Source organism: Buttiauxella agrestis ATCC 33320, assembly GCF_000735355.1.
GTDB classification, from domain to species: Bacteria; Pseudomonadota; Gammaproteobacteria; order Enterobacterales; family Enterobacteriaceae; genus Buttiauxella; species Buttiauxella agrestis.
The window spans coordinates 333770-346405 of record NZ_JMPI01000030.1 but is presented as its reverse complement, the minus strand read 5'-3'; the positions used below and the strand labels follow the sequence as shown (position 1 = coordinate 346405).

The following is a 12636-nucleotide window of genomic DNA, read 5'->3' as shown; positions in this document are numbered from 1 at the left end:
TAAATATTATGAATCACGGGCCTCTAAACGAAGAAGAACTGGAATGGCTGGATGACACGCTGACCCAATACGGCAACGATGATTCTGTGCTGGATGTCTCTGAACTGGACGGTATGCTCACCGCGATACTTTCTGCTCCAACCGTGCTTCCGGCAGCTCAGTGGCAATTAGCGCTCTGGGGTGGGGAAGATCAACTCCCGAACTGGGAGTCTGAAGAAGAAATGAATCGTTTTAATTCACTCGCCCTGCAACATATGAATGATATTGCAGAGCGTTTACGGGATGCTCCAGACCAGTTTGAACCCCTTTTCGGTTATCGCGAAATGGACGGCAAAGACTACACCATCGTGGAAGAGTGGTGTTTTGGTTATATGCGCGGATTAACGCTAGTTGAGCGTACAGCGTTGCCAGCAGCACAACAAAAAATGCTAGATGTCATTGCACTTCACGGCAATGAAGAGAGCATTACCACGCTGGAAAAAATGACCGAAGAAGAATATGAAGCCAGTCAGGCAGAAATTGGGCCTGCGGCATTACAGCTTTACCATTACTGGCAAGAACAGCGTGGCGCTGAGTCCAAAACGTTACATTAATCACAACTGCAAAATATTTGTTCTGAACAATCAGGCAGCGATTTAGTGCGTTGCCTGGTTTGCCTGCATATCTTCCGAACCTTCCTTCTCTTGCGACATAAATTAAAAAAGCAGGGCTAAATGTTGCTCTCGCTATCCCCTGCAAAACAAACCCCCGCATCGCATAGCCCAGAAAGTCACACCGGTTGAAAATCACCTCATGTCAGTAACATTGCCTTTTACAATTCCTAACACCGAAGCCGCGGAAAATTTACAATATGATATAATCAGGTGAGAAAGGAATGTATCAATAACGATAATTCAATGAATAATGAGTCTAACGATGCTGAGCAATTCACTGAAAATTACCCATGGAGGGTACCCGGTATTTATCAAGCTGGCAGACTTTGTCGCTATTACCACGGTTTTAATAATCAGCGCATGGTTATTAGCGATAGCGCCTATGAGCATTGTTATAATGTACAGCTTACTTTTTGCTACCTCTTTTTTGTTATTCGGGGAGTACACTGAGCTTTACATTCGCAATCTCAAAAATATGAGATTGCGCAGTCAACTTCGCTTGTTTTTGTGCACATTTCTATCTATCTGCTTTGTAGAAATTATTCGCATCTTGACCGGTGGGTTGCCCTCTCTGGGATATTTGAGTGCGCTCGAAAACCCATTTATACCCGCTGTATTGCTTTGGTATCTCATCTCACTGATTCCGCTCTATTTGATCCGACTTTTTGTTTTTAAGTATTCCATCAGGAAAAATATTCGCGTGGCCATCGTTGGGGTAACGGCGAATGGTCTGGCTGCGGAAACAGCATTACTGAAAGAATATTCCAATATGCATCTGGATTTGGCTTTTTACGACGAACGAGATGCATCACGGTTTAGCGATCTGTTTGCACAAATAAAAAGTCCATTCAAAGGCTCGGTTAGCGGCCTGGTGGAAGACGCACAGGCGGGGAGGGTAGATGAAATCTATATCGCCTTACCGATGGTTGCGCTGGAGCGCATACGCCATTTTCTGGCCGTGATGTCAGACACCACGGTTGATACCTACATTGTGCCGGACTTCAACTCCTACAGTACGCACATGTCGCAGTTGCGTTCGATAGATAACTTGCAAACGATCAGCATTTTCAGCTCGCCGTTTGAGGGGGTGGGTTCCTTTATAAAACGAGCCGAAGATTTAGTGCTTGGCAGTATTATCCTGGTCATAATCTCTTCGTTGTTGCTGGTGATAGGCATCGGCATCAAACTCACATCGCGCGGCCCGGTATTTTTCAAACAAGACCGTTATGGTTTGAGCGGGCAAAAAATTAAGGTCTGGAAGTTTCGAACCATGCGCGTGATGGAGAATTCGGACACGGTCATTCAGGCAACCAAAGATGACCCACGCGTTACGCCGTTTGGCGCATTTTTACGCCGCACATCGCTTGATGAACTACCTCAATTTTTCAATGTAATACAAGGCAGTATGTCGATTGTCGGTCCGCGTCCGCACGCGGTGACACATAATGAGCAATATCGTAAGCAAGTAGAGAACTACATGATTCGCCATAAAGTTAAGCCTGGGATCACAGGTTTAGCGCAAATTAACGGCTACAGAGGCGAAATCGACGCATTATATAAAATGGAAAAACGTGTCGAATACGATATCGAATATATTCAAAACTGGTCATTATGGTTGGATATAAAAATCATAATTAAAACTATTTTTAAAGGATTTGTCGGCAAAAATGCATATTAAATATATTGTTGCTGCCGGAATGGTTTTATCACAACCGGCCATAGCGGACTTAACACCGAAATCGCATATCGGCATTGCGGGTATTGATTTTCAAAGCAATGTTGGGGTGAATTACGGTCGTGAAAGCAATGTGACTTATCAGCCCTATGATAACGACGCGATTAGCTCAGATTTTGTGAGCGTAACGCCGATGTTGAGCATGATCGGCGAGCGCTACCAGGATAAATATCTACTAATGTACTCGGGTGATTATCGCAGTTATAACAGTGACTCTGCTGATAATTACGCTGACCATTTCTTCCGTTTTAATGGTGTCTGGCGATATGGGCAAATGCATGGCCTGATGTTTAACATTGAAGACTCTTTAGGCCATGAAGAACGTGGGCGCGGAGTGACTGAAGGTTTTATACCTGAGCAATTTCAAGAGTTTGGTGTTAATTCCCCCCTAAGCACTAACTTGCTTAATAGCGAATTACGTTACAGTTACGGGGCGCCAGAAGGGCGTGGAAAAGCAGAAGTCGCGCTGCTGTATAAGAAATTACGATTTGGAAATACTCAGGATACGCAAAATACTGATGAGGATTTTTACAATTATATTCGCGAGCAGGAATGGCACGAAAATAGCCTGATTGCAGAAATTTTTGATCAATACACATCACAAACACGCTTCCGTTATAGCTTTATTACCAACCAGCGGCATTACGATAATGCGTCAGAAAAAGACAGTAACGAATATTATTTGCGTTATGGCGTGAAATCGCAGCTGACGGGTAAAACCAACATCGATATGAATCTTGCATGGCTGTATAAAACATTTGAAAACAATCCCAACTCGCAAGATTTTAATGGACTAAACTGGGATATTCAGGCTGAGTGGAAACCACTCAAACAGTCTATTTTTACAGCACATACCTCGCAGCGCATTAAAGACCCTTCGGAAGTGGGGGGGTATATTCTGGTTTCTCAGTACGGTATTTCTTACCAGCATTATTGGTTAGATGATCGCTTCTCTGCCTTGTTAGATTACTCGTACACCACGGAAGACTATAAAAAACAGGACAAGGACAGGAACGATAAAGACGGCGTATTCACCGTCACCATGAGTTATGACTTCAGACCTTCTATTAATTTTGAACTTAAATATCAGATAGATACATTGCGTTCAAATAAAGATACCGATTCGTTCTACATCGGTCCTGACGACAACCGGGAAGTCCTGAGAACGTTGGGTTATGACAACTCGCTGATAATGTTTACAGCTAAGGTGCAGATTTAAAATGAAAATAATTAAACTGTGGGCATTTTTATTACTCAGTACACTTTTGGCCGGATGTAGCACCTCGACGCCACCATTAATGGATAGCCCGGATGCTGGCTCAAAAGGGTACCAACTTGATGCGGGTGATGCTGTGAATATTACCGTTTACGGCGAACCCGATATGACAATGAAATTTTTAATCGATAAAAGTGGAACGATTACTTTCCCTTATATTGGTGAGTTAGTTCTGAAGGGTAAAACGCCTGAACAGGTTAGCGAAGAGCTAACAAATCGTTTGCGCGGTGATTATCTGCAAAACCCAATGGTGTCGGTGAGCATCACCGATTTCCGTAAATTCTATATCTCAGGTGAGGTGGCAAACCCTAATGGGTACGCTTACGAACCGGGTTTGACCGTTGAGAAAACCATTGCACTGGCGGGCGGTTTCACTGACCGGGCTGACCGCAAAGATATCAACATCCGTTTATCTGGCACTAACCAATTACTTGAAAACGTGGACGTAAGACACTCCGTTCACCCAGGCGACGTCGTGATCATTGGCATGGGGTTCTTCTAACTATGAAACTATCAATAGTGGAAAATGGCAAGAACCGGGAAAGCTCAATCGACTTCTCAAGATTTGCCAAAGAATTGAAAAAGAACAGTTGGAAAATCCTGCTCGCGGGTGTGATTGCGGGGGCAATCGCTTATCCGCTTATCAGCATGATGACGTCGAAATATGTCTCAACGGCAACGGTGCTGGTGAAAGCGCAGCCCGATAATATTTCGCCATTCCCGCAAGTTGATGGCTATGACTCGACACGCAACGGCTACTACGAAACACAGTATGCGTTAATGCAGTCGAGAATTGTGTTGGAGCAGGCAGTCAAGAATTTGAAACTGGATGAAAATCCCGATTTCAACGGCGTCAAAGCAGGGAGCAAACAGGTTAACACCCCTGAGAATCAACAACAGCGCGTCGATCGTGCTTTGAAAACGATGCTCAAAAACCTGACGTTCAACCCGGTTCGCACCACTCATCTGGCGACTATTTCTTACGAATCAGCCTCGCCACAGCTTGCAGCAGAAATCGCAAACGGAGTGGCACAGGCGTTTATTGACTACACCGTTGAACAAAAACGGACGAATACGCTGAAAGCTCGTGAGAGTAATCAGCAGCGAATGGATGAGTTGCAAAAGCAGATAACCGAGCAAAAACTGGCGATTAATGACTATCTGAAAAAAGAAGGTCTGCTGACCTTTCGTGGCGTCGATGGTTTTGAAACAGAACAGTTGGGCATCGTCACCAATCGTTTAGCCGATGCCACTCAGCGTCGTATTGCGGCGGCTTCGCTGTATAACGAAGTACGCCAGAATGCCGGAAAATCATTGGAAGATGTGATCTCACTGCCCGCAATTTCTAGTCACGCACAAATTCAGGACTTGCGTATTGCGCTCATTCAGGCGAAACGTTCGCTCTACGAACTACGAAAATCGTATGGCCCGAAACACGCTAAAATTCTGGAAGCGCAGGCTCAAGTTCAGGCGATTCAGGATCAAACCTCACTCGTCCTGGGCGAGCTGGAATCGGGGTTACGTCAGCAGTATCAGGCCGCGTTGACTGACGAAAATAGCTATCAGCAGCAATTGGATCAGCAAAAAGAAATCTTCCAGAAAATTGCATTGAAGCGCGATGGCTATAATGGCCTGAAACTGGCGCTTGATAAAACCGAAGACATGTACAAAGCACTTTATCAGCGCACCCAGGAGCAGTCTTTATCCGGCAGTTACGCCGACGCCGATGCAGTTTTATATGACCCGGCGGTGCCAGCCGATCGTCCAGCGAAGCCGAATAAGTCTCTGCTGCTGATCATGGTTGTGATGCTGGCGCTGGCGTTCTTCATCATGTACATCATTGTGAAAACCGCGATGGACAGCACCATTAATAATCTCAGCCAAATGCGAAAACGTTTGAAACTCGAACCTTTAGGCGAGATTCGCCGTTATCCAGGTGTCGGGAGTCGGGCGCAAATCCGCGACGTTATTGCCAATAACCCATTGAACGCCGACATCATTCACAGCATTCGCACGCGTATTATGCTGGATAATCGGCAGCTTCAAACCATAGCAATTACTTCTTCAGAACACGGCGAAGGGCGCACGCTGCTGGCGAATTTGCTGGCTAACTCCTTTAGCTTTGATCAAAAAACGCTGTTGATTGATTTAGATTTTTTCAATAAAGATGGACTGTCGAGTGAGCTGGCAAAACCAGCGGCACCCGGCGTTGCCGAGCTGCTTCGTGGTGAAGCGACGCTTGAAAATCTGAGCGTTAAGGTGAATGAGAATCTTGATTTTCTGGCGCGCGGCAATGCCAAAGTCTCATCGTTACTGATGCTGTCTTCAGAAAATCTTGAGCATTTGATGCGTGAGTTAAGAAGCCGCTATCAACGCATTATCATTGATGTCGCTGCGCTCAACCAAAGCCAGGATGTTCAACTGATTAGCCGCGTAACGGATGGCCTGATTTTCGTGCTCAAAGCCGGGACGGCGCCTGCGGAAAACATTAGCCAGACGCTGGATAAAATCGAATCAAACCAGTCGGTTATTATTGGCGCTGTCATCAATCAGGTGATGGATAAAAATCTGGAAACGAAAGAGGGATTACGCTCACTTAACCTCCAGACGAACGAACTGATGCACGGTACAGGTCAGTTATGAGTTTACTCAGGAGCGCATCCACTATAGCCGGTTCATCAGTCATTTCGCAGTTGATTGGTGCACTGTCTATTTGGTTGATTTCGCACAAGTATCATCTGGCGGAAGTGGGGCTTTACGCGCTCAATTATAGTATTGCGTTGATAGGTGCTCAGGTTTGTACCTTTGCATCACAGCTATTGATTCCCAAACAGCATGACGAAGATTTAGCGCAAAATGTGGTGTTTTGCTTATTACAAAGCGTGAGTATCGCGGTGCCTTACGCGTTATTCACGGCATGGTTATTCGATCAAAATATCTTTTTCCTTTATCTGCTTACGCTTTCAAATACGTGGGTTTTGATTTCGGAAAACTTATCGCTACGTACGGCTAATTTCAGTTTTCTGGTCTTTCAACGTATTTCTGTCTCGGTTGTCGTTGTGCTTTCTGTGTTGCTCACTTCAAGCATTCAGGCATTTTATTGGGCGTGGGCGGGTTCCATGATGCTTCTGACCATTGGCTGCATCCTTCGTGCGTTTGATATCCGCACGGTCACGATGCAGCATTTGAGTCCGAAAAATAATCTGGAATTCTTTAATAAACACGTTCATCACATAACTAAAGTGGGCAGTGCAGAAGTGCTGGCGATGGCCAACAGCAACCTGCCGATCATGTTAATTAACTTCTGGTTCTCGGCACTGACCGCGGGCTATTTTTCTATTGTCAGCCGCTTCTGCCTGGCACCCGTCGTCATCGTCGGGAATGCGGTGCGTAATGCCATCTTCTCGAAATGGTCGATTGATTTCAGACATAACACGTTTAATTTCCATGAGTATAAAAAAGTACGCCTGCTGCTATTAGTGTTAGGCATCGTCTGCACGCTGGGGGTGTTTATTTTCTATCCCATCGTTATGCATCTCGGTTTTAGTGAGGACTGGATAAACTCCATTCCTACTTCGCGCTATATGCTGCCTTACTTATTCCCGGCGCTGGCCGTTTGTCCGCTCACGGTTATCGAGCTGATTTTTGGCTCCCACCGCTACTTCTTACGTATCCAGTTTGAACAGCTGGCTATCGTGTTGATTGCCTTTATTGTTGTCCCTTATTTTTATAATGACTATGCAACATCGATTATCTTGTTCTCCATTTTAACTTTCGTGCGCTATGCGTTTATTTACCTGAAGGTTAATAAACGCGCTAATTTGTTGAAAGACAGGCCGGCTGTTTTATGAATCTAAATACTGGGCATTACTTACAGACTTACACGTTTGTTGCGTTGGTGTTTTGCGGACTGGTGCAATATTTCACCGGTGTGCTTGCGGTGCTGTGGCTGCCATTCTTCCTGACTTTGCTGATGCTTGGGTTGCTGGTGATGCAAACGCGCTATGAAGCATTGCAGCTTGATAAACAAGAGATTGTTGTTCTGGCGCTGTATTTCATCTTCCTTGCGATGGCGGGTGTTTCGACGCTATTGCAGGGAGGTTTAACGGTTGCCATCGTCGGTTTTAAAAATGAAATTGCGATTTCGCTGGTGATGCTGTGTTTATTGCTGGGTTTCTGCCGGGAATCGCAAATTTATCGCGTGACCAAAACCTTGTATTGGGTGTTTTACGCGCAATTTCCGATAGTCATTTATCAGTTACTGTTCGTGGTTCCACAACGTGTAGCCATGCGTGGTGAAGATGAGAAATGGGATTCCGTAGTTGGAACGTTTGGCGGCGATCCGATGGGCGGCGGGAATACCGCAGCCATGGGATTATTCTGCCTGCTTATTATGCTGTTAAAGGTTTCCGAATTTAAGCATGGGCTGACCACATTTAAATCAATGGCGCTGCATGTCATTCTCGGTTTTGCGCTGTGCATTGTGGGTGAAGTGAAGTTTGTTATCCTGCTTTCACCGCTTTTACTGGCATGGGTATGGATTATGCCCAGCTATGTGAAAGGGGTAAGCAAAGTGAATATCAAAGCGCTGCTGCTGATAATCGCGGGTATGGCGTTATTAATTGCCCTGGCGGTTGTCATTTTAGCTTCTGGTTATTCATCTGCTTTCGGCAGTGACCCGACGCAAAGCTCATTCAGCATCTTCTTAGACTCGCTAAGTTATATTTTCGACCCCAATTACATCATGCCAAATGGTGAAGTCGGGCGCTTTACGACGTTGATATTCTGGTTAAAAAATAATGATCTTTGGGGATTATCAGGCACTTTATTTGGCTATGGTTTGAATGCGACCAACAGTGGGAGCACGGTTTCACCGGGCTTTTTGAATCTTACCTACAATTTGATTCTCGACTCAACTTCGCTGAGTATGCTGCTTTGGGAAGTGGGTGTCATTGGAACACTGATCTTCATTGGTTTAATTATCTATATTTTGAAAATTGCACGGCCTCAACCCTTACTGGAACGCGAGCAATTAGACCCGCAAGATCTCCAGTTATTAAGTTTTGCACCTGCCTTTAATGCCTTTGCTATCAGTTGCTTACTGAGTCTGCCATATAGCCAGATACTGATGATCATTCCGATGTTACAATTCCTCTTCTATTTGTCACTAGGCGCAAGTCTGGTTATTCGTCGGTCCGTTCATCGTTATGCAGAGCAATAGTATGATTAATAAACCCTTTATCTCCGTCAGCATCAAAACGCTCAACGAAGCGGAATGTATCGAAAAAACTATTGATAGCATTCGGCAGCAACTTACTGATTACCCGCATAAAATCATTGTTGCCGATAGCTTATCGACCGATAACACCCAGCAACTTGCCAGTGACAAAGGCGTTACCGTTGTCTCACTGACTCAGCCTTCCGACCGTTGCTGTGGTGTGGGTCATCAATTAGGTTATCTGTACAGCGAAGGTGAGTTTCTATTGCTGATGGACGGTGATATGGAACTGGAAAAGGGTTTTATTGATAACGCCGTTGCCTTCCTGACTGAGCATCCAGAATATGCGGGTGTTGCGGGTACGGTTGAAATGGATGATGCGACAAATTATGAATTTAAATCGCGTAAGCAGCGGTTGCATAAAATATATCCGGTTGGGGATAGTGATCATCTGGGTGGCGGCGGCTTATATCGCCGCTCCGCCATTGAAAAAATTGGTTATCTGACAAATCGTAACCTCCACGCCTATGAAGAGGCGGAACTCGGTATGCGTTTGCTTGATGCCGGATACAAGCTACATCGTCTGGATATCCCTTATTTCAGCCACACCTCGCACAACATGCCGACCTTTAAACTGCTGAAGTACCGCTGGCGCAGCGGTTATCATCAGGCGCCCGGTGAATTATTGCGCAGTGCGTGGGGAAAACCTTACCTGCGTAATGCGTTAAAAATGGTCAAAAATGAAGTGGTATTTCTGCTTTATCTTCTGTTTTTATTCATTGCCATCCTGACGTTTGATTTGGACGTTATTGGCCTGGCATTACTCCCCCTGATAGCCTTTATTATTTTGAAAACGCTTAAGAATCGATCGTTAAAAAGCGGGATTCAAAGTGTGATCAATTTATCAGTGCTTTCTGTTGGGCTATTGAAAGGATTAAGTCATCCGGTGCGTGACCCGATGACACCACCGGATAGCAAAGTTATTCATGAATAGGCAGGCATAATGAAAATTCTACTGGTGAATAAATTTTTCTACATCAAAGGTGGTGCAGAAACGGTTTATTTTCAAGAACGTAATATGCTCAAACAAGCCGGTGTTGAGGTCATTGATTTTTCAATGCAACACGAGAATAACTTCCCGTCTGATTACGCAGACTATTTTGTCAGCAATGTGGATTATCATAAAGGTAATAACTTACTGGGCGGAATTAAAACAGCGGTAAACTTTATTCATAACGCTGAAGCCTGCAACAAAATGCAGAAGCTACTGGAGACAGAACGCCCGGATATTGTTCACTTCCACAACATTTATCACCAGTTAACGCCTGCCATAATAAAAGTAGCCCGCGATTTTGGCTGTAAAACCGTATTAACGGCTCACGATTATAAAATTGTCTGCCCGTCTTATTCGATGCTGCGTGATGGAAAAGTCTGTGATTCCTGTATTACTGGCACAGTATTTAATGCCTTCAGATATCGCTGCCAGGACGGTTCAGCATCGAAGAGTTTATTACTTTCTTTAGAGGCGACGTGGCAATACATTGCCAAAAATTATCAGGCTCTGGATGTGATTGTTTCCCCCAGTGAGTTTTTACGTGGGGTTATTAAACGAACGTTGCCCGACTCACGTATCGACGTCATCGTGAATGGTATTGATGACAGCCTACCTGTGGAAGATATTGCAGATAAAGGCTACTTGCTGTTTGTGGGCCGTTTAAGTCGTGAGAAAGGTGCGGAATCTTTGTTGCGCGCGCATCAGCAAATGGCCAGCAAAATCCCCCTTAAAATAGTGGGTCACGGCCCACTGTATAACCAGCTTATTGAGCAATATCCCAATGCGGAATTCCTTGGCTATGTACAACAAGGTGAAGGTTTAGACCATCTGATTAAACATGCCCGTGCCGTTATTGTGCCTTCGGAGTGTTATGAGAATTGCTCCATGTCGGTACTTGAGGCGATGTCATTTGCTCGCCCGGTTATAGGTGCGCGAATTGGCGGCATTCCTGAACAAATACGTGATGGCGTGGATGGTGTTTTATTTGAGCCAGGAAATGTCGAGGAGCTAGCCAGTGTGCTTGATGATTTTGCGCAACGTCCCGAAAAGGCTCATCTTATGGGACGAAATGCTCGCGAACGTTTATGCGAAAAATACGCGCTGCGCAAACACATGGACACGCTTCTCAATCTGTATCAAGAACTACTGAGCAAGCCATAATATGACTCAAAAAATAACCGTTATCGGTACGCGTGGCATTCCTGATGTATTAGGTGGCGTGGAAACGCATTGCCAAAATATGTATCCCGCTATAAAGCAACAGTGTGATGTTGATATTTGTGTCATTGCCCGCTCTCCGTATGTTGGATATACCCAATCGAGCTATAAAAATATCGAAACACTGGCTTTGTGGGCGCCGAAAAAACGTTCGCTCGAAGCGATAGCCCATTCAGTTTTAGCCGCGTTTAAGACCTGTTTTGATAAGTCTGATATTGTCCATGTTCACGCCATTGGTCCTGGTCTTGTCGTCCCTTTATTGCGTTTACTGGGTAAAAAAGTAGTCTTTACTCATCATGGCCCGGATTATGAACGCCAGAAATGGGGAGGGCTTGCCAAACAGGCTTTACTGCTGGGCGAAAAGTTTGCGGTTAAATATGCCAGTGAAGTTATCGTCATTTCTGAGGTGATCAACCAATTGATCCAGAAAAAACATGGCAGGATGGATGCACATTTGATTTACAACGGCGTGAATAAACCGCTGCCTTTATCCGATGAAACCATCAGCAAGACTTTAGGGCGTTATAACCTTCAGCCTAAGAACTATCTTGTCGCTGTGGGGCGTTTTGTCGAAGAAAAAGGCCTGCATGATTTAATTACCGCTTATCATCAATCAGGAGTTTCAATTCCGTTGGTATTAATAGGCGATGCCGATCATCCTTCGGATTACAGTCTGCGCCTGAAGGAATTAGCACTAAAAACTCCCAATGTTATTTTGACCGGTTTTTTAAAAGGTGATGCACTCGCGGCGGTATTTTCACAGGCCCGAATGTTTATCATGCCGTCTTATCATGAAGGCTTGCCGATAGCGCTCCTGGAAGCCATGTCTTATTCACTTCCGGCAATAGTCAGCGATATCCCTGCTAATCTGGAGGTAGCCTTGCCGGGCGACGCCTATTTTAACGTGGGTAATGTGGCGGATTTAGCCGAAAAAATTAACACCCGAGCAGCTCTCGATACCGCCGACTACAGTGATTTTTTGAAAACTTATGACTGGCGTGAAATTGCCAGAAAAACCATAAGCGTCTACCATACAATAGATAAATCAATAGGTTAAATTTGACCAATTCAACCCGACGCCCGCTCGTTATTGACCGTTTTTATGATGTTCTTGATGAGCAAACCCAGGCACAACTGACGCCGGAACAAAAGCAAGAAATTGAGGACGCGATAGTTTCCATCACTCTGGCGTCCCGTCACCGTATTGATGTTCGTAAAAGCTTCCCCTTTTTTGGGGCGCGGTATTACCTGGTATTTTTACTGGGCAGAGATTTGCGTAAACGGCCGCGTAAAGAATCGACTTTGGTGCGCATTATTGTGACCATCCTGATTCTGTTCGGCATATTGTTCGCCACCTTATGCGTGTTATTGACGCTCTATATGCTGAAATCTGCGGCGGGTATCGATCTTATTCGTAATTTTCACGTCGGCATCTGGGACTGGTGGCTCAGTCTGAGAAATCACTAAATTTCAACGCCTGGA

Annotated in this window: 11 protein-coding genes; all 11 read left to right on the top strand. The window is 45.1% G+C overall.

Features of this window, described 5'->3' with window-relative positions:
• Nucleotides 1-8 precede the first annotated feature (8 nt).
• The 11 genes from GBAG_RS11880 (at nt 9) to GBAG_RS11830 (ending at nt 12621) form a co-directional block, all read left to right on the top strand.
• Nucleotides 9-593: a UPF0149 family protein gene (locus tag GBAG_RS11880; RefSeq protein WP_051873702.1), complete on the top strand. Its 585-nt coding sequence runs from the start codon at nt 9-11 to the stop codon at nt 591-593.
• 322 nt (nt 594-915) lie between these two features.
• The gene (locus GBAG_RS11875) at nt 916-2331 is read left to right on the top strand and encodes an undecaprenyl-phosphate glucose phosphotransferase (RefSeq protein WP_034496185.1); all 1416 of its coding nucleotides are present in this window, start codon (nt 916-918) and stop codon (nt 2329-2331) included.
• The gene (locus tag GBAG_RS11870; protein ID WP_034496183.1) at nt 2321-3607 is read left to right on the top strand and encodes an outer membrane beta-barrel protein; all 1287 of its coding nucleotides are present in this window, start codon (nt 2321-2323) and stop codon (nt 3605-3607) included. Before GBAG_RS11875 ends, GBAG_RS11870 begins: the two co-directional genes overlap by 11 nt.
• Before the next feature lies 1 nt (nt 3608).
• A complete protein-coding gene (locus GBAG_RS11865; RefSeq protein ID WP_034496180.1) occupies nt 3609-4166 on the top strand; it encodes a polysaccharide biosynthesis/export family protein in 558 nt (185 codons plus the stop codon).
• 2 nt (nt 4167-4168) lie between these two features.
• Entirely contained in the window at nt 4169-6307 is a 2139-nt protein-coding gene (locus tag GBAG_RS11860) for a GumC family protein (protein ID WP_034496179.1), read from the top strand.
• Complete coding sequence (locus GBAG_RS11855; protein WP_034496176.1) at nt 6304-7515, top strand: lipopolysaccharide biosynthesis protein; 1212 nt, start codon at nt 6304-6306, stop codon at nt 7513-7515. Before GBAG_RS11860 ends, GBAG_RS11855 begins: the two co-directional genes overlap by 4 nt.
• A complete protein-coding gene (locus GBAG_RS11850) occupies nt 7512-8885 on the top strand; it encodes a hypothetical protein (RefSeq protein ID WP_034496175.1) in 1374 nt (457 codons plus the stop codon). Before GBAG_RS11855 ends, GBAG_RS11850 begins: the two co-directional genes overlap by 4 nt.
• A 1-nt stretch (nt 8886) precedes the next feature.
• Entirely contained in the window at nt 8887-9876 is a 990-nt protein-coding gene (locus GBAG_RS11845; protein ID WP_034496173.1) for a glycosyltransferase family 2 protein, read from the top strand.
• A gap of 9 nt (nt 9877-9885) precedes the next feature.
• Nucleotides 9886-11097, top strand: coding sequence for a glycosyltransferase family 4 protein (locus GBAG_RS11840; RefSeq protein ID WP_034496171.1), 1212 nt, complete (start codon nt 9886-9888; stop codon nt 11095-11097).
• Between the two features lies 1 nt (nt 11098).
• Entirely contained in the window at nt 11099-12211 is a 1113-nt protein-coding gene (locus GBAG_RS11835; protein ID WP_034496169.1) for a glycosyltransferase family 4 protein, read from the top strand.
• A gap of 2 nt (nt 12212-12213) precedes the next feature.
• Nucleotides 12214-12621: a hypothetical protein gene (locus tag GBAG_RS11830; protein WP_034496166.1), complete on the top strand. Its 408-nt coding sequence runs from the start codon at nt 12214-12216 to the stop codon at nt 12619-12621.
• Nucleotides 12622-12636: the final 15 nt, after the last annotated feature.

Coding starts and splice junctions, on each gene's coding strand:
- GBAG_RS11865 (WP_034496180.1), top strand. CDS start 3,609: ATGAAAATAATTAAACTGTGGGCATTTTTATTACTCAGTACACTTTTG.
- GBAG_RS11855 (WP_034496176.1), top strand. CDS start 6,304: ATGAGTTTACTCAGGAGCGCATCCACTATAGCCGGTTCATCAGTCATT.
- GBAG_RS11870 (WP_034496183.1), top strand. CDS start 2,321: ATGCATATTAAATATATTGTTGCTGCCGGAATGGTTTTATCACAACCG.
- GBAG_RS11840 (WP_034496171.1), top strand. CDS start 9,886: ATGAAAATTCTACTGGTGAATAAATTTTTCTACATCAAAGGTGGTGCA.
- GBAG_RS11845 (WP_034496173.1), top strand. CDS start 8,887: ATGATTAATAAACCCTTTATCTCCGTCAGCATCAAAACGCTCAACGAA.
- GBAG_RS11880 (WP_051873702.1), top strand. CDS start 9: ATGAATCACGGGCCTCTAAACGAAGAAGAACTGGAATGGCTGGATGAC.
- GBAG_RS11835 (WP_034496169.1), top strand. CDS start 11,099: ATGACTCAAAAAATAACCGTTATCGGTACGCGTGGCATTCCTGATGTA.
- GBAG_RS11850 (WP_034496175.1), top strand. CDS start 7,512: ATGAATCTAAATACTGGGCATTACTTACAGACTTACACGTTTGTTGCG.
- GBAG_RS11860 (WP_034496179.1), top strand. CDS start 4,169: ATGAAACTATCAATAGTGGAAAATGGCAAGAACCGGGAAAGCTCAATC.
- GBAG_RS11875 (WP_034496185.1), top strand. CDS start 916: ATGCTGAGCAATTCACTGAAAATTACCCATGGAGGGTACCCGGTATTT.